The organism is Sphingomonas sp. BLCC-B65 (genome assembly GCF_028550675.1).
GTDB lineage: Bacteria > Actinomycetota > Actinomycetes > Actinomycetales > Microbacteriaceae > Microbacterium.
The window spans coordinates 132,682-149,359 of sequence record NZ_JAQQGL010000001.1 but is presented as its reverse complement, the minus strand read 5'-3'; the positions used below and the strand labels follow the sequence as shown (position 1 = coordinate 149,359).

General features: G+C 69.6%; 17 protein-coding genes. 6 read left to right on the top strand and 11 right to left on the bottom strand.

Translation table 11 applies throughout. The features are described from left to right. Positions 1-48: 48 nt before the first annotated feature. From PP359_RS00760 to PP359_RS00750, 3 genes are all read right to left on the bottom strand, one after another. Positions 49-540, bottom strand: coding sequence for a peptide deformylase (locus PP359_RS00760; RefSeq protein WP_499249707.1), 492 nt, complete (start codon positions 538-540; stop codon positions 49-51). After that, complete coding sequence (locus PP359_RS00755) at positions 540-1,898, bottom strand: MinD/ParA family ATP-binding protein (protein ID WP_499249706.1); 1,359 nt, start codon at positions 1,896-1,898, stop codon at positions 540-542. The genes PP359_RS00760 and PP359_RS00755 overlap by 1 nt, the downstream gene beginning before the upstream one ends. 150 nt (positions 1,899-2,048) lie before the next feature. Continuing rightward, positions 2,049-5,456, bottom strand: coding sequence for a pyruvate carboxylase (locus PP359_RS00750; RefSeq protein WP_499249705.1), 3,408 nt, complete (start codon positions 5,454-5,456; stop codon positions 2,049-2,051). A gap of 116 nt (positions 5,457-5,572) precedes the next feature. Between PP359_RS00750 and PP359_RS00745 the strand changes: the two genes are divergently transcribed. Then, positions 5,573-6,379 (top strand): ParA family protein, encoded by an 807-nt coding sequence (locus tag PP359_RS00745; protein ID WP_036286515.1) that lies wholly within the window; start codon positions 5,573-5,575, stop codon positions 6,377-6,379. Between the two features lie 90 nt (positions 6,380-6,469). On the opposite strand, the gene PP359_RS00740 is transcribed toward PP359_RS00745, so the two are convergent. The 3 genes from PP359_RS00740 to PP359_RS00730 all read right to left on the bottom strand — a co-directional run bounded on the left by PP359_RS00740 (position 6,470) and on the right by PP359_RS00730 (position 8,293). Then, positions 6,470-7,015, bottom strand: coding sequence for a MerR family transcriptional regulator (locus PP359_RS00740; protein ID WP_036286573.1), 546 nt, complete (start codon positions 7,013-7,015; stop codon positions 6,470-6,472). A gap of 103 nt (positions 7,016-7,118) precedes the next feature. Beyond that, complete coding sequence (gene ftsR / locus PP359_RS00735) at positions 7,119-7,802, bottom strand: transcriptional regulator FtsR (RefSeq protein ID WP_039416160.1); 684 nt, start codon at positions 7,800-7,802, stop codon at positions 7,119-7,121. Continuing rightward, entirely contained in the window at positions 7,799-8,293 is a 495-nt protein-coding gene (locus PP359_RS00730) for an FHA domain-containing protein (protein ID WP_187289962.1), read from the bottom strand. The genes ftsR and PP359_RS00730 overlap by 4 nt, the downstream gene beginning before the upstream one ends. Positions 8,294-8,501: 208 nt before the next feature. Between PP359_RS00730 and PP359_RS00725 the strand changes: the two genes are divergently transcribed. Continuing rightward, the gene (locus PP359_RS00725) at positions 8,502-8,846 is read left to right on the top strand and encodes a hypothetical protein (protein WP_135949328.1); all 345 of its coding nucleotides are present in this window, start codon (positions 8,502-8,504) and stop codon (positions 8,844-8,846) included. A 21-nt stretch (positions 8,847-8,867) separates the two neighbouring features. On the opposite strand, the gene PP359_RS00720 is transcribed toward PP359_RS00725, so the two are convergent. Beyond that, positions 8,868-9,266, bottom strand: coding sequence for a four-helix bundle copper-binding protein (locus tag PP359_RS00720; protein ID WP_347417136.1), 399 nt, complete (start codon positions 9,264-9,266; stop codon positions 8,868-8,870). Positions 9,267-9,367: 101 nt separating this feature from the next. Here PP359_RS00720 and PP359_RS00715 point away from each other — a divergent pair, with 101 nt between their 5' ends. Further along, positions 9,368-9,946: a copper resistance CopC family protein gene (locus PP359_RS00715; RefSeq protein WP_499249704.1), complete on the top strand. Its 579-nt coding sequence runs from the start codon at positions 9,368-9,370 to the stop codon at positions 9,944-9,946. Positions 9,947-9,955: 9 nt separating this feature from the next. Beyond that, complete coding sequence (gene lpdA / locus PP359_RS00710) at positions 9,956-11,356, top strand: dihydrolipoyl dehydrogenase (protein ID WP_499249703.1); 1,401 nt, start codon at positions 9,956-9,958, stop codon at positions 11,354-11,356. Between the two features lie 101 nt (positions 11,357-11,457). On the opposite strand, the gene PP359_RS00705 is transcribed toward lpdA, so the two are convergent. Genes PP359_RS00705 through PP359_RS00690 form a run of 4 tightly spaced genes read right to left on the bottom strand, consistent with a single transcriptional unit; the run spans position 11,458 to position 14,886 of the window. Next, the gene (locus tag PP359_RS00705; protein WP_499249702.1) at positions 11,458-12,102 is read right to left on the bottom strand and encodes a CYTH domain-containing protein; all 645 of its coding nucleotides are present in this window, start codon (positions 12,100-12,102) and stop codon (positions 11,458-11,460) included. Then, on the bottom strand, positions 12,099-12,326 hold the full coding sequence (locus PP359_RS00700; RefSeq protein ID WP_039416402.1) for a hypothetical protein: 228 nt from the start codon (positions 12,324-12,326) through the stop codon (positions 12,099-12,101). Before PP359_RS00700 ends, PP359_RS00705 begins: the two co-directional genes overlap by 4 nt. Before the next feature lie 54 nt (positions 12,327-12,380). Next, positions 12,381-13,910: a CoA-acylating methylmalonate-semialdehyde dehydrogenase gene (locus PP359_RS00695; protein ID WP_499249701.1), complete on the bottom strand. Its 1,530-nt coding sequence runs from the start codon at positions 13,908-13,910 to the stop codon at positions 12,381-12,383. A 40-nt stretch (positions 13,911-13,950) separates the two neighbouring features. Further along, entirely contained in the window at positions 13,951-14,886 is a 936-nt protein-coding gene (locus tag PP359_RS00690) for an NAD(P)-dependent oxidoreductase (protein WP_499249700.1), read from the bottom strand. Between the two features lie 161 nt (positions 14,887-15,047). Here PP359_RS00690 and PP359_RS00685 point away from each other — a divergent pair, with 161 nt between their 5' ends. Beyond that, on the top strand, positions 15,048-15,938 hold the full coding sequence (locus PP359_RS00685) for a LysR family transcriptional regulator (protein ID WP_499249699.1): 891 nt from the start codon (positions 15,048-15,050) through the stop codon (positions 15,936-15,938). Further along, positions 15,935-16,666 (top strand): glutamine amidotransferase, encoded by a 732-nt coding sequence (locus tag PP359_RS00680; RefSeq protein WP_499249698.1) that lies wholly within the window; start codon positions 15,935-15,937, stop codon positions 16,664-16,666. The genes PP359_RS00685 and PP359_RS00680 overlap by 4 nt, the downstream gene beginning before the upstream one ends. The last annotated feature ends 12 nt before the right edge of the window (positions 16,667-16,678 follow it).

Genomic DNA, 16,678 nt, shown 5'->3' with positions numbered 1-16,678 from the left:
ACGGCGGGGCGGCCCGGATGGACCGCCCCGCCGTCGCATCTCCCGAGGTCAGAACCAGGAGGACTCGCGGATGCGACGCATCGCGATCTTGCGCTCATCGGGGCTGAGCCGCGAGATGTAGAGCATGCCGTCGAGGTGGTCGGTCTCATGCTGCAGCGCCTGCGCCATGAGTCCCTCCCCCTCGAGCACGAGTTCGTCGCCGTCGAGATCGATGCCGACCACGCGAGCCCAGGGATAGCGCAGCGTCTCGTGCCAGAGATCGGGCACCGACAGGCATCCCTCACCGACCAGCGCCGGCTCACCCGACACCTCGGTCAGCACCGGGTTCAACACGTACCCGATCTCTCCGTCGATGTTGTAGCTGAAGGCGCGGAGACCGACACCGATCTGCGGCGCCGCCACTCCCGCACGGCCCGGCAATTCGACCGTGTCGAGCAGGTCCTGCACGAGCGACCGGATGCCGTCGTCGATCACGTCGATGGACGCGCTGGGAGCGCGCAGGACGGGGTCTCCGAACAGGCGGATCGGGCGGACGGCCATCAGGCGGCGACCCGCTGACGCAGGCTTTCGACGACGATGGCGGCCAGCTCGCGCGCAGCCTCACGCGTCTCGGGCTGCAAGTCACGGAAGACGATCGCGCTGCCCGATGCGATGTGCGCGTCGTAGGGCACGCGGACCACGTGCCCTACCCGTGTCTGGAAGTGGGACTGGAGCTCGCCCGCCCGCACGAGTGCAGCGCCTGGACGTGCCGTGTTCAGCACGACCACGGCGGAGCGCACGAGATCGGCGTAGCCGTTGCTCTCCAGCCAGGTCAGCGTCTCCGAGGCCAGGCGCGCCTCGTCCACGCTCAGCCCTGCGACGACGATGAGCTGATCGGCGCGCGCGAGGGTCGCCTCCATGACGGAATGGACGATGCCGGTGCCGGTGTCGGTGAGCACGAGCGAGTAGAAGTGCGCGGCGACATCGGCGACCGCGTCGTAGTCGCTGTCGTTGAAGGCCTCGGACACATGCGGATCGGTGTCGGAAGCGATGATGTCGAGCCGAGTGTGATCGCGGGCGACGATCTCGGAGATGTCGTTGAACCCCTGGACGTCGGCGTGGGCTCGCACCAGATCGCGAACCGTCTTGCCGCTCGAGCGCCCGATGCGCTCGGCGAGGGTGCCGCGGTCGGGGTTCGCGTCGACGGCGATCACCCGGTCCTCACGGGCATCGGCGAGCGCCATGCCCAGCAGCGTCGTGATCGTGGTCTTTCCGACACCGCCCTTTCGCGAGAGCACGGGGACGAACTTCGCGCCGCCGTGCAACGGTGCCGCAATGCGCCGGTCGAGAGCCTTGCGCGCACGCGCGCGCTTGCTGTCGCCGAGGTTGATCCGACGTCCCGACAGTGTGTAGACGAGGTGCTGCCACGCACCGTCGGGCTCCGGGCGCACCGCGTGGGCGGGATCCAGCAGCCGATCCGGCGTCAGCAGGTCGGAGCTCTCCCGCCCCGCCTCGAAGTCGCCCAGTCGGCGCGACTGCAGGGTGATCTCGGACGTGCGCGGCCGCAGGCGCTCGTGCTGAGCGGCATCCGCGGTCGCAAGGGAAGCCGACGTGAGCGCGATCGCCGCCGCATCGGGCGCCGACGCATCAACCGCCTCCTCGACCTCCTCGACGTCCTCGGCGACTGCCGATGCGGCGACGGCGTCCACCTCCTCGACGACACCCTCATGGATCTCGACCTCGTCATCGAGCACGACGTCGTCGTCGAAGTCGTCATCGTCGACCGCTACGGGCAAGGCGACGTCGATCTGCGCGGTGGCTCCCTCGACGATGCCGATCCCGGTCGTCTCGGCGCCGGTCACGCTCTCCAGCACGCCGTTGTCGGCGTCCTCGCTCGCATTCTCGTTGCGGTCAGGCACGGCTACACACTCCAGTTCCGGGCCGGCGCCGTCGGGCTCCGGCCGATTCGGGTCGTCCTCGGGACGGCGCAGCCGCGGCGTCACCGCCGGGCCGCGGGGCGGGGTCCCGACCCCCATGGCTCGCGGGACGACTCACGCCCCCGCTCCAGGCTACTCGGAGGGTCGGACCACCAGCAAAAGATCGCCGGCCTCCACCGCGGCCGCCGCGCCGATGACGAGACGCTCGACGATGCCGTCCATCGGCGCCGTGATGGCTGCCTCCATCTTCATCGCCTCGATGGATGCCACCGGCTGACCCGCCGAGACGCGATCGCCCACCGCGGCCTTCGGGGTGACGACACCCGAGAACGGGGCGGCCACGTGGCCCGCTACGGTCGCATCGGCCTTCTCCGACTGACGCACCTCGACCGCGACGGCGTGGTCGCGCACGAAGACGGGACGCAGCTGACCGTTCAACGTCGTCATCACGGTGCGCATGCCGCGCTCGTCGGCGTCGCCGATCGCTTCCAACCCCACGTACAGCTGGACGCCGCGCTCGATCTCGACGACGTGCTCGGTTCCGGGCGCGAGCCCGTACAGATAGTCCGCGGTGTCGAGGACGCTGAGATCGCCGTAGGTGTCGCGGGTCTCCCGGAAGGCCGCCGTGGGGGCGGGAAACAGCAGGGAGTTCAGTGTGGCGCGCCGGGTCGCACTGTCGGCTTCGAGGTTCGCGGCATCGGCGTCGGAGATCTCGGTGATCCCGCCGCGGATCTCGCGACCACGCAGCACCTTGGTGCGAAACGGCTCCGGCCAGCCGCCCGGAAGCTCACCCAGCTCCCCCGCCATGAAGGCGACGACGGAGTCGGGGATGTCATAGGTATCGGGGTTCTCGGCGAAGTCGGCGGGGTCTGCGCGCACCGCGGCGAGGTGCAGGGCAAGATCGCCGACGACCTTCGAGGAGGGGGTCACCTTCGGGACGCGCCCGAGGATCGCGTCCGCGGCGGCGTACATGTCCTCGATCAGCTCGAAGTCCTCCGACAGGCCGAGAGCGATCGCCTGCTGGCGGAGGTTCGACAGCTGACCGCCGGGGATCTCATGCCGATAGACGCGTCCCGTCGGCCCGGGAAGACCCGACTCGAACGGGCGGTAGAGGCGGCGCATCGCCTCCCAGTACGGTTCGAGTTCCGAGACGGCACCGAGGTCGAGTCCGGTGTCGCGCTCGGTGTGCGCGAGGGCGGCGACGAGCGCGGACAGCGAGGGCTGGCTGGTCGTTCCCGCCATCGGCGCCGCAGCGGCATCCACGGCGTCGGCGCCCGCGGCGGCGGCGGCCAACAGCGTCGCGAGCTGACCACCGGCGGTGTCGTGCGTATGGACGTGGACCGGGACGTCGAAGCGGTCCCGCAGAGCCCGCACCAGACGCGCAGCGGCGCCGGGGCGCAACAGCCCCGCCATGTCCTTGACGGCGAGCACGTGCGCCCCGGCATCCACGATCTGCTCCGCCACGCGCAGGTAGTAGTCGAGGGTGTACAGATCCTCGGTCGGCGACAGGAGATCACCGGTGTAGCAGAGGGCGACTTCCGCCAGCGTGGTGCCGGTGTGCAGCACGGCGTCGATGGCGGGCCGCATCTGGGAGACGTCGTTGAGGGCATCGAAGATGCGGAAGATGTCGACGCCCGATGCCGCGGCCTCCGAGACGAAGGCATCGGTGACGCGCGTCGGATACGGCGTGTACCCCACCGTGTTACGCCCCCTCAAGAGCATCTGGATCGCCACGTTCGGCACCGCTGCCCGGAGGGCGTCCAGCCGCTCCCAGGGGTCTTCGCCGAGGAAGCGGAGCGCCACGTCGTAGGTGGCGCCGCCCCAGGCCTCGACCGAGAGCAGCTGAGGGGTGAGCCGGGCGACGTAGGGCGCGACCGTCACCAGGTCCCGTGTGCGCACGCGCGTGGCCAGCAGGGACTGATGTGCGTCTCGGAACGTCGTCTCGGTGACGGCGAGCGGCGTCTGGGCGCGCAGCTGCGCCGCGAACTGGGCCGGGCCCTGGCTGAGAAGGCGCTGTCGCGAACCTGCGGGCGGTGGCGTGGACAGATCGATGGACGGGAGCTTCGCGCGCGGGTCGGTGACGGCGGGGATCTCTCCGTGCGGACGGTTGACGGTCGTCTCGGCCAGCCACGCGACGATCTTCGATCCGCGGTCCTTCGACCCGCGACCGCGCAGCAGCTCGGGGCGCTCGTCGATGAACGACGTGCTGACGTCACCGGCCACGAAGGCGGGATCGTCCAGCACCGCCTGCAGGAAGGGGATGTTGGTCGAGACCCCGCGGATGCGGAACTCGGCGAGGGCTCGACGCGATCGCACGACCGCGGCGCCGAAGTCCCGTCCGCGGCACGTGAGCTTGGCCAGCAGCGAGTCGAAATACGCACTGACCTGGGAACCCGCGGCCGTCGTCCCCCCGTCGAGGCGGATGCCGGCGCCGCCCGGCGAACGGTAGGTGGTGATCTTGCCCGTGTCGGGGCGGAACCCCTGGGTCGGGTCCTCGGTGGTGATGCGGCACTGCAGCGCCGCCCCGCGCAGGCGGATCTGGTCCTGGCGCAGGCCGAGCTCGGCGAGCGTCTCGCCGGCAGCGATGCGCATCTGCGATTGCACGAGGTCGACGTCGGTGACCTCCTCGGTCACGGTGTGCTCGACCTGGATGCGCGGGTTCATCTCGATGAAGACGACCTCGCCGGCGCGGGGACCGGCCGTCTCGAGGAGGAACTCCACCGTTCCGGCGTTCTCGTAGCCGATCGACCGGGCGAACGCGATCGCGTGGGCGTGCAATGCCGAGGCGATGGTGGGGTCGAGGTTGGGCGCCGGCGCGATCTCGACGACTTTCTGATGACGGCGCTGCACCGAGCAGTCCCGCTCGAACAGGTGCACGGTCTCGCCGGTCTTGTCGGCGAGGATCTGCACCTCGACGTGACGCGGCCGCTGCACGGCCTGTTCCAGGAAGACGCGGGCATCGCCGAACGCGGCATCGGCCTCGCGCATCGCCTCCGCGATCGCCGGGGCCAGCTGCGGCGCGGCTTCGACCCGGCGCATTCCCCGCCCACCGCCGCCGGCGACCGCCTTCACGAAGATCGGGAAGCCGATCTCGTCCGCGCGCGCGACGAGCGCGTCGACGTCGTCCGACGCGGGCGTCGAGCGCAGCACCGGCACCCCGGCCGCGATCGCATGCTCTTTGGCGGTCACCTTGTTGCCCGCCATCTCGAGGGCGCGCGACGCCGGGCCGATGAAGACGATGCCGCTGCGCGCGGCGGCCGCGGCCAGCTCGGGGTTCTCGGAGAGGAAGCCGTAGCCGGGGTAGATGGCGTCGGCGCCCGCCTGCTCGGCCACGCGGATGATCTCATCGACGTCGAGGTACGCACGCACGGGTTGGCCGATGGTGCCGATCTGGTACGCCTCGTCGGCCTTGAGCCGGTGCAGCGAGTACCGGTCCTCGTAGGGGTAGACCGCCACCGTCCGCGCACCCAGTTCGAAGGCGGCACGAAAGGCACGGATCGCGATCTCTCCGCGGTTGGCCACCAGGATCTTGCGGAACATGCGGACCTCTTCTCCGAGCGGCTCCCGCGCGCCGAGGGAGCAGATTCCCCGACGAGCCCACTTTTCACGAGGGCCTGAGTGTCCTCACAGCCTAGGGGACGGTAACGTAGAGCCTCGTGCACGTACTCTCCGTCTCCTCGCTCAAGGGGGGTGTCGGCAAGACCACCGTGACTCTCGGCCTCGCCTCCGCGGCGTTCGCCCGAGGGGTGCGGACTCTCGTCGTCGACCTCGACCCGCAATCTGACGTGTCGACGGGCATGGACATCCAGGTGGCCGGCCGGCTGAACGTGGCCGACGTGCTCGCCAATCCCAAGGAGAAGGTGGTCCGCCAGGCCATCACCGCCAGCGGCTGGGCCAAGGTGCACCCGGGCACGATCGACGTCATGATCGGCAGCCCGTCGGCGATCAACTTCGACGGCCCGCACCCGAGCGTGCGCGACGTGTGGAAGCTCGAAGAGGCTCTCGCCACCATCGAGGCCGACTACGACCTCGTCCTCATCGACTGCGCCCCCTCGCTCAACGCACTGACGCGTACCGCATGGGCGGCTTCGGACCGGGTCATCGTGGTCACCGAACCGGGACTGTTCTCGGTCGCCGCCGCCGACAGGGCGTTGCGGGCGATCGAGGAGATCCGCCGTGGCCTGTCTCCCCGCCTGCAGCCGCTCGGGATCGTCGTGAATCGCGTGCGCCCGCAGTCGATCGAGCACCAGTTCCGCATCAAGGAGCTGCGCGACATGTTCGGTCCGCTCGTCCTGTCGCCGCAGCTTCCCGAGCGCACGTCGCTGCAGCAGGCGCAGGGGGCGGCGAAGCCGCTGCACATCTGGCCGGGCGACTCGGCTCAGGAGCTGGCCGGCGACTTCGACGCACTGCTGGACCGCGTCATGCGCACCGGTCGGATCACCGCGGGCGAGCAGCGGGCCTGACCTTTTCCGTCACACAGCGGTCGGTCGTCGATCGGACGCCGAAGACGCGAGTCGACAAGCAGCGCGTTGGACTGCGGCGCCGTTGCCTTCTCAGGCGGACTTGACGGCGCGACGAGCGGCGAGTTCGTCGACGGGGTCCGGAGCCTGCGGATCGAAGTCGAGCAAGGTCGATTCGACCTCGTGCAGCACTTTGCCGACGGCGATGCCGAACACGCCCTGTCCTCGACTGACGAGGTCGATGACTTCGTCGTTCGAGGTGCACAGATAGACGGACGCGCCGTCGCTCATCAGCGTGGTGCCGGCGAGATCGCGGATGCCGGCGGCACGAAGCTGCTCGACCGCCGTGCGGATCTGCTGCAGGGAGATGCCGGTATCGAGAAGCCGCTTCACCAGTTTGAGCACGAGGATGTCGCGGAAGCCGTAGAGACGTTGCGATCCCGAACCGCTGGCGCCGCGGACGGTGGGCTGGACGAGTTCGGTACGCGCCCAGTAGTCGAGCTGACGATAGGTGATGCCGGCTGCGCGTGCAGCGACGGCGCCGCGGTAGCCGACCTCGTCATCCATCTGCGGCAGACCGTCCGTGAACAGCAGCTCGGTGGCGAAGCGGACCTCATCAGGCGCATCGTGCGCGGTCATGCTCGCCTCCATGTGGACAGTGCGTCGTTTCCTCCACGGTAGATCAGCGGAGTGCCTGCGGCAACGACATCCGCATCCCGACGCTCGGCGTGTCGCGCCGCCGTCACGGCGCGATGCGGTCCAGCGCCGCGTGCGCGAACGCCGCGCGCACTTCGTCCAGGCGACGAAGCAGCTCGGGAGCGAGCTCGCCCGCACGTGCACGCGACACGGCGTCCGAGCGGCGCAACAGGGGCGTCAGCGCGCTCTCGACGAGCGCGACCTCACGCTCCGCCGCCTGCCGGACGCCCCGCACGTGGCGGGGCTGGATGCCGTGCCCGTCGAGGGCCACGAGCGCACGAAGCACACTCAGCGTCTTGTCGTCGTAGCTCTCGGCTGCCGCGATGAGCCCGGCGCGTACGGCATCGTTCAGCAGCGCCGCCGACGCTCCTGCCGTCTGCAGCAGTTCCTCGCGGCGATAGCGGCGCGGGGCGGTGACGATCGACGCCGTCGCCGGCGGCGCGACGGTACCGCCGTGCTGTTCGTCGAGATACTCGCGAATTCGCGCAAGGGGCATGTAGTGGTCGCGCTGAAGCGTGAGCGCGGTGCGCAGTCGCTCGACGTCCAGAGGCGAGAACTTGCGGTACCCCGACTCGGTTCGCAGGGGCGTGACGATGCCCTGCACCTCGAGGTAGCGCAGCTTGCTCGCGCTGAGATCGGAGAACTCCGGCGTCAGGCGTGCGAGCACCTGACCAATGCTGAGATAACCCGAGGACGACGCGCGTCCACGGGGTGAGACAGCCGGGCTCACCCGCTCGTCACCTGACCGCGGTCGACCGGCGACGCGAAGAAGTTGAGGCGGAACTTGCCGATGCGCACCTCGGAGCCGTCGACGAGCACGGCACGGTCCACCCGTTCACCGTTGACATAGCTGCCGTTCAGGGAGCGCTGGTCGACGAGCTCGAAGACGGCGCCGGTGCGGGTGATCTCCGCGTGACGACGAGAGACGGTGACATCGTCGAAGAAGATGTCGGCCTCGGGATGGCGCCCGACCGTGGTGACATCGGTGTCGAGCAGATAGCGTGCGCCCGCCGTGGGACCGGAGCGGACGAGCAGCAGCGCAGCGCGAGACGGAAGCGCATCGATGGCCTCCCGCTCGACGTCCGTCAGGTCCGTTCCGAACGGCACGAAGGAGAGGTCGGAATCGTGACCGAAAGTCTGGGTGGTGTCGGCAGAGCCGGCACTCCCGGCGTCACGTCGGATACCGCTGACACCAGCGTCTCGAGCGTTCTCTTCCACCATGGCCTCCTTCCTCTTCACCCTAACGGATCGACCCGGGCTGCGAACCCCCGCCGGGGAACCGGGTTTCGCGCCGCGCCAGCCCCGATCCCGCCGAGCGGTGCGACTCAGCGGCGTGTGTCGATGTGTGACGCCGTCCGCGCGGACGGCCTTCGCCCCGACGTAGCCTGATCGGACCGCCACCACGGGCGGCATCCACGAGAGGAACCCCGTGTCCGCAGCGCAGAACCGCCTCACGCCCGCACCGGTGCGTCAGGACGCCATCTGCATGTGCGCGACGGGCCGGGCCTGCTCCTCCTTCGCGGCCGGACACGCCGTCCACCTGATCCAGTCGCGACTGGTGTCGGCAACGCCCGGAGAATGGGTCGACGCGATCGCGGTCGCCTCAGCGGCCGACGGCACGCTCACGATCGTCACCCTCGAGGGGCGCGAGATCGAACTGTGGAACGGCGCCGGGGCCGCGGCGTCCGCGCAACGGGGTACCCCGGTCGCGTTCCACCCGCGCTATCACGCGCTCCACGCCGGAGGACGGCTCTTCAACGTGCTCGCGGTCTGAGTCGAGAGTGACGGGTGCCGCTCAGGCGGCCGCCATCATCGCGTCTTTGACCGCCATGCAGGCGTCCATGCAGGCCCGGCACGCGTCCGCGCACATGGCGCACACGGGGCTGTCATCAGCGTGCATCATGCACATGTCCATGCACGTCTGACACATCGCGATGCAGGCGTCGAGCATCGCCATCATCGACGCCGGCGTCATGCCCGGCATCCGCAGCATGGCACGCATCATGGTGTTGCACATGTCGGCGCAGTTCATGCACGACGGGGCACAGTCCATCATCTGCATCGAGCACACCGTGCAGGCCTGCTCACAGGCGGCACAGGCGTCCATGCAGGCCTGCATGACCGCGGCATCCATCGCGGGCATCTCGGCCATCGACATCTCGCCGGCCATCGCCTCCATCATCCTGGCGTCCATCTCGCACCGTCCTTCCGGTCACGGCGAGCGCGACGCTCGCCTGCCGCCATGCTAGGACTCCGACCCGGCGCACAACAGGCGCGGATAGGGTCGAGGACGTGATGTCACACAGAGTTCATACGTTCCGTTCGGTCCTCGTCGGCCTCGTCGCACTCCTGCTCGGCGGACTCTCCGTCGCCGTGGCCTCCCCCGCGTCGGCGCACGATGAGCTGATCGGCGCCGACCCGGGCGTGAACGCCGAGGTCGGCACGCTGCCCGCCCAGATCACCATGACGTTCAGCGGCGTGCTGATGGACGAGCCCGGCGCGACGCAGGTCGTGGTGACGGATGCCGCGGGAGCCTCGCTCACCGACGGCGATCCGACGCTGGACGGCACGCATCTGACGCAGGGGCTCGCCGGCAACGCGTCCGGCCCGGTGACCGTGACCTGGCGCGTGGTCTCCAGCGACGGCCACCCGGTCTCGGGGCAGTACACGTTCACCGTGGCGGGCGGCTCGTCGCAGACGGCCGCTCCCGCCGAAACGACGACCACACACACACTCACCGCGACGCCGACATCGAGCGGCGATGGAGGTGTCCCGGTGTTCGTCTGGGTGCTGCTCGGCCTGGTGGTCGCGGCCGCGCTCGGCGCCCTCGTGGCGGTGCTTCTGCGGAAGTCCCGAGCCACCCCCGAGGACTAGGCTGAGAGCATGCCTCATTTCAACGTCGTCGTCCTCGGTGCCGGCCCTGGTGGCTATGTCGCGGCGGTCCGCGCCGCCCAGCTCGGCCAGTCCGTCGCCATCATCGAAGAGAAGTACTGGGGCGGTGTCTGCCTCAACGTCGGCTGCATCCCCTCCAAGGCGCTTCTGAAGAACGCCGAGATCGCCCACACCCTGAAGCACAAGGCCGACTTCTTCGGCATCACGGGTGAGTTCAGCCTCGACTTCGGCACGGCGTGGGACCGGTCGCGCGTCGTCGCCGACGGCCGCGTCAAGGGCATCCACTACCTGATGAAGAAGAACAAGGTCACCGAGTTCGAGGGCCGGGGCACCTTCACCGGCCCCAAGGCGATCTCGGTCGCCAAGAGCGACGGCTCCACCGAAGAGGTCACCTTCGACAACGTCATCATCGCGACCGGCTCGACGGTGCGCCTGCTCCCGGGCGTGACGCTGAGCGAGAACGTCGTGACGTACGAGGAGCAGATCCTCACCCGCGATCTGCCGAGCTCGATCGTCATCGTCGGCGCCGGCGCCATCGGCATGGAGTTCGCCTACGTCATGACGAACTACGGCGTGAAGGTCACGATCATCGAGTTCCTCGACCGGGCCCTCCCCAACGAGGACGCGGACGTCTCGAAGGAGATCGCGAAGCAGTACAAGAACCTCGGCGTCGACATCCTTGTCTCGACCAAGGTGGAGTCGGTCGTCGACTCCGGCGACAAGGTCACGGTGACCTACACCGACAACAAGAGCGGTGCGCAGGGCTCGATCGAAGCCGACAAGGTGCTCATGTCGATCGGCTTCGCTCCCCGGGTCGAGGGCTTCGGCCTGGAGAACACCGGTGTGAAGCTCACCGAGCGCGGCGCCATCGAGATCGACGACTTCATGCGTACCAACGTCGAGGGCATCTACGCCATCGGTGACGTCACGGCCAAGCTGCAGCTCGCCCATGTCGCCGAGGCGCAGGGCGTCGTCGCCGCCGAGACGATCGGTGGCGCGGAGACCATGGCCCTCGGCGACTACCGCATGATGCCGCGTGCGACCTTCTGCTCGCCGCAGGTGGCGTCGTTCGGCTACACCGAGGCGCAGTACAAGGAGACCGGACGCGAGTACAAGGTCGCGACCTTCCCCTTCATGGCCAACGGCAAGGCGCACGGCCTCGGCGAGCCGGTCGGCTTCGTCAAGCTCATCGCGGATGCCGAGCACCTCGAGCTCGTCGGCGGCCACCTCATCGGCCCCGACGTGTCGGAGCTGCTGCCGGAGCTCACCCTCGCCCAGAAGTGGGACCTGACCGCTCTGGAGCTGGCGCGCAACGTGCACACCCACCCGACGCTGTCCGAGGCTCTGCAGGAGGCCTTCCACGGTCTCGCGGGACACATGATCAACCTCTGAGCTCCGTGAGCTCTGGAGTACGCTGACTCCTACGACTGACGCCGCCCCAACCGAAGCCGGGGGCGGCGTCAGTGGTTTCCCGGCATCCGAGCGAGCCGCGATCAGAGGCCGAGCGTGCGGGCGAGCTTCGAATCGGATGCTGCAGGGCGTCCGCCCACCGCCGCGACGGCAGCGGTGACCGCATCGAAGAGCGCAGTGCGTGCGGCGCCGACGGGCGCCGCAGGTCCGAGCTCGAACTCCCACTCGCGCCATGTCGTCTGCACACCGCGGGTCTCGTCGGTCGCGACCACGTGGTCGTCGACGAATTCCGCGACGAGCGCGCCCGCCTCATCGCGGAGGGCGTAGGCATGGCGATCGTTCACGATGCGGGCGATGGGTGCCAGGGCGCCGGAGGCGATCTCTGCCACGGCGGCGGCGACGGCATCCGGGACGCTCACTTCGACCGCGGACGCGCCACCCTTGGCTCCATCGAGCGGCCAATGCGTCTCCAGCCGCCCGCCGTCAGCGGTCTTGGGGCCCTTGATGTGCCATCCCTCGTCCGGTCCGCCGGTGCGACGGCGCACCGCGTAACCGGAGCGTCCCAGGGCGAAGCCCGGCACATCCAGATACCGGGCATCGAGGTCGCGACGCGCAGGCCCCTCGACGACGGCGACACCCGGCAGACCCGACAGGTCGGGAAGCGGGGTGTCGCCGTGGACGTCGAAGGTCAGCTCGATCTCGAGCGCGCGTGCCGGCGCCGGCGTCACTCGTCCCGGCCGTCGGGGTCGGGATCGATATCGTCCTCCGCCTCCACGAAGTGGAACTCAGCGGATGTCGGGCCATCGCCCTCGCCCGTGTTCTCCGCCGCGCCCGCGCGCTCGTAGACGATCTGGGTCTCGCTGTAGGGCAGGATCAACCGGTCCTGGCTCTCGTCGTCCAGGGGAAGGACCTGCCCGTCCAGCGGGCCTCCGTGCAGTCGTGCGATCGCCATGGTGTACCTCCGACGATGAAGCGGAATGTGGAACTCCAGCCTAGCCCGGCGCGTTCAGTGGGTCGGGAAGCCGAGGCTGATCTGGCTTTCGCTGGGGTCGGGCCACCGCGTCGTGACGACCTTGCGGCGCGTGTAGAAGTTGAACGCCTCCGGCCCGTACATGTGCGTGTCGCCGAACAGCGAGTCCTTCCAGCCGCCGAACGAGAACGCGCCGATGGGCACCGGAATGGGCACGTTGACGCCGACCATGCCGACCTCGATGTCGTACTCGAACTGGCGCGCGGTCTTGCCGTCGCGGGTGAAGACGGCGGTGCCGTTCGCGTAGCGGTTGGCGTTGATCAGCGCGACCGCGTCGTCGTAGGTGGCGACACGCACCACGGACAGCACGGGTCCGAAGACCTCCTCGTCGTAGACGCGCATGCCCGGCGTGACGCCGTCGACGAGCGAGGGACCGATGAAGAACCCGCCCCCGTCCACGGTGACCTCGCGGCCGTCGACCACGACGCGGGCTCCCTCGTCCGCGGCCCCCGCGACGAAGCCGGTCACGCGATCGAGCGCGTCGCGGGTGATCAGCGGACCCATGTCGGTGGCGGGATCGGTGCCGTCGCCGACGACCAGTCCGCCGATGCGCTCGGCGACCTTGCCGATGAGCGCGTCGGCGACCTCGCCCACCGCGACGACGACCGACACGGCCATGCAGCGTTCCCCCGCCGAGCCGTACGCCGCCGACACCGCCGCATCCGCAGCGGCGTCCAGATCAGCATCCGGCATGACGATCATGTGGTTCTTCGCTCCGCCCAGCGCCTGAACGCGCTTGCCGTTCTCGGCCGCCCGCGCGTAGATGTACTTCGCGATCGGCGTCGATCCCACGAACGACACCGCCCGCACGACCGGATCGTCCAGCAGCGCATCGACGGCCTCCTTGTCGCCGTGGACGACGTTGAGGATGCCGTCGGGAAGCCCCGCCTCGGCGAAGGCCTCGGCCAGCCAGACGGCCGCCGACGGGTCGCGTTCGCTGGGCTTGAGGATCACGGCGTTGCCCGCGGCGATGGCGGTGGTCACCATCCACAGCGGCACCATCGCGGGGAAGTTGAACGGAGTGATGCAGGCGACCACGCCGACGGGCTGACGAACCTGGTGGACGTCCACGCCCGAGGCGACCTGCTCGGAGTAGTCGCCCTTGAGGTGGTGCATCAGACTCGTGCAGAACTCGACGTTCTCGAGCCCTCGAGCGACTTCGCCGAGGGCGTCGTCGACGGTCTTGCCGTGCTCGGACGTGATGATGCGCGCAAGCTCCTCGGCGCGGGAGGCGACGATCTCGCGGAGGCGGAACATCACCTGCTGGCGCTTGCCGAGACCGGTGTCGCGCCAGCCGCGCTGAGCGGCCTGCGCGCGGCGGGCGACGTCATGGACGAACGCGGCCGAGGCGAGGGCGACCTCTGCGCTCTGCCGGCCCGTGGCGGGGTTGAAGACGGGACCGGTGCGCCCTGTCGGGCCGACGCGTTCGCCCGCGACGATGTGCGGGATCACCGCGAGCGAGCCGATGGGCTCGTCGGTGGTGGCAGATGCGGATGCGGTGGTCATGAAGTGCCCTCTCGATCGGGGTGTGCGGGAGATATCGGCGTCAGGCCGCGGAGACGCCGTCACGCGACGGGTCGTAGCCGCGGAGGGTGCCGTCCGGCGAGGCGAAGCGCGCGACCAACGTGCAGTCCTTGCCGCCCAGCCCTTCGGCGATGAGTTCGTCGAGCTGGCGGAGCGCAAGACGCGCCGCCGGCAGGTGCACACCGGTGTCGTCTCCGGCTTGAACGGCCAGTCCGCAGTCCTTGCGCGCGAGATCCACCGAGAAGGTCGCGTCGAAGTTCTTGTTGGCCGCCGAGGTCTCCACGATGCCCGGCACCGGATACCAGGTGCGCAGGGCCCACGAGTCGGCGGACGAAACGCGCGCGACGTCCCAGAACACCTGCGGATCCAGACCGAGCTGCTCCGCCAGCTGCGAGCCCTCCGACACGGCCATGACGGAGATGAAGAGCATCATGTTGTTGACGAGCTTCGCGGCGATGCCGGCGCCGGGCTCCCCGCAGGCGATCACGTTGCCCGCCATCGGCGCCACGACCTCCCGCGCCCGCTCCACGTCGGCGGCGCGTCCGCCGAGCATGAACGTCAGCGTGTGGGCCTCCGCGCCCGCGGTGCCGCCGGAGATCGGTGCGTCCACGAACGAGAGCCCGTGCCGTTGCGCTTCGGCGTGGCACCAGCGCGAGGTCTCGACGTCGACGGTGGAGGTGTCGAGCAGCAGGGTCGACGGCGCCGCATGCGCGAGGATGCCGTCCGCTCCCCCGTACACACCGCGGACGTGCTCGGGCTTGGGCAGCGAGGTGATCGCGGCATCCGCACCGTCGAGCGCCGCGGCGACCGAGGGGAAGATCTGCACTCCCCTCTCGGCGGCGGCCGCCGCGGCGACGGGGTTGAGGTCGACACCACGCACGACATGGCCGGCGGCGACGAGGTGCGCCGACATGGGCGCGCCCATGTGGCCCAGTCCGATGAAGGCGATCGTGGACATGAGACTCCCTTCGACGCCGGCGACCTTCGTCGTCGCCGGCGGTGACGGCTGTCGTCCTCGACGCCGCTCGTGGCCAGCGTAGGCACCCGAAGACCGTTGATCAATGCACACGTGAGCAACAAACTTGCACTACCGGTGTGCACTGGTGCACACTCGTCGGCATGCCCGCCGCCGCCCCGGATCCCCCTCTGGACGCACTCATGACGTTCCTGTCGGTCGCGCGCCTGGGTCGCTACACGGCGGCCGCCGACGTGCTGGGGGTGAATCACTCCACGGTGTCGCGTCGCATCACCGCACTCGAGTCCGCCATGGGCGGACGCGTGCTCGTACGGACGACCGGAGGATGGGAGGTCACCGAGCTCGGCCACCGCGCGGTGACCATTGCCGAGCGCATCGAGGCATCGCTGCGAGAGCTCGTCGACGGCGAGAACGCCGACGCGGTTCACGGCATGGTGCGAATCTCCGCCCCGGACGCCTTCACGTCGGTCTTCCTCGCTCCGGCGATGACAGCCCTGCGCCGGGAACACCCGCAGCTCGCGGTCGAATTGCTGTCGGCGACGCAGCGCGTGCGCCAGAACCGCTCCGGCGTCGACCTGGAGATCGTCGTCGGACGCCCCCAGGTGCTGCGGGCATATGCGACACCGGTCTGCGCGTACGCACTGCGTCTGTACGCGACACCCGACTATCTCCGAGAGGCGGGGACCCCCGACTCGATCGCTCAGCTGGCCGCACACCCGCTCGTGTACTACGTGGAGAGCTCCCTGCAGGTCGATGAGCTCGACCGCGCACTGCAGGAGTTGCCGGACTCCCCCGCCTCGGTCCGTTCGACCAGCGTCTTCGCGCACGTCGAGGCGACGGCCGCGGGAGCGGGGATCGGCATCCTGCCCGACTTTCTCGGCGATACCGACCCGCGCCTGACCCGGGTGCTCGACGGCGCCTACGCGCATCCCCTCGCCTACTGGGCCGTCGCCCGCGACGAGGGGCCGCGCAACCCCACCGTCGCCGCCACCCTCGATGCGCTGCTCGCCCATATCGAGGCGGTGCGAGGATGAAGCCGTTCCTGTTGCTCGCGACCCGGGCCGAGGATGTGCCCGCCGACGAGGAGTACGCCCTCTTCCTCCGCTTCACCGGGCTGACACCGGATGAGCTGGTCCGCGTGCGGATGGAGGCGGGGCCTCTCGGACCGGTGGATCTGGACGCCTACTCGGGCGTCTTCGTGGGCGGCGGGCCCTTCAACGCGTCGGACCCGATCGCGAAGAAGTCATCCGCGCAGCGCCGCGTCGAGGCGGAGATCGCCGCCCTTCTCGACCAGGTGGTGGCGCGCGACTTCCCCTTCTTCGGCGCGTGTTACGGTGTGGGAACTCTCGGTGCACATCAGGGCGCGATCATCGACGGCACCTACCGGGAGCCCATCAGCGTCATCGAGGTCGAGAAGACGGGCGCCGGGCGCGACGACCCGCTGCTGGCCGGGCTGCCCGACCGCTTCGCGGCCTTCGTCGGCCACAAGGAGGCGATCTCGACGCTGCCGGCGACGGCGACGCTGCTGGTTCGCGGCGAGGCGTGTCCCGTGCAGATGTTCCGCGTGGGGAGCAACGTGTACGCCACGCAGTTCCACCCGGAGTGCGACCTCGAGGGCATCAGCACGCGCATCCGCGCGTACGCCGGCTACGGGTACTTCGGAGCGGACGAACTGGATCTCACGCTCGCGGCGGTGCGCCGACGGGCGGTCATGCACACGGGCGGCATTTTGCGTGCGTTCGTCGAACGCTACGCCCGCTGAACCGAGCCTCGA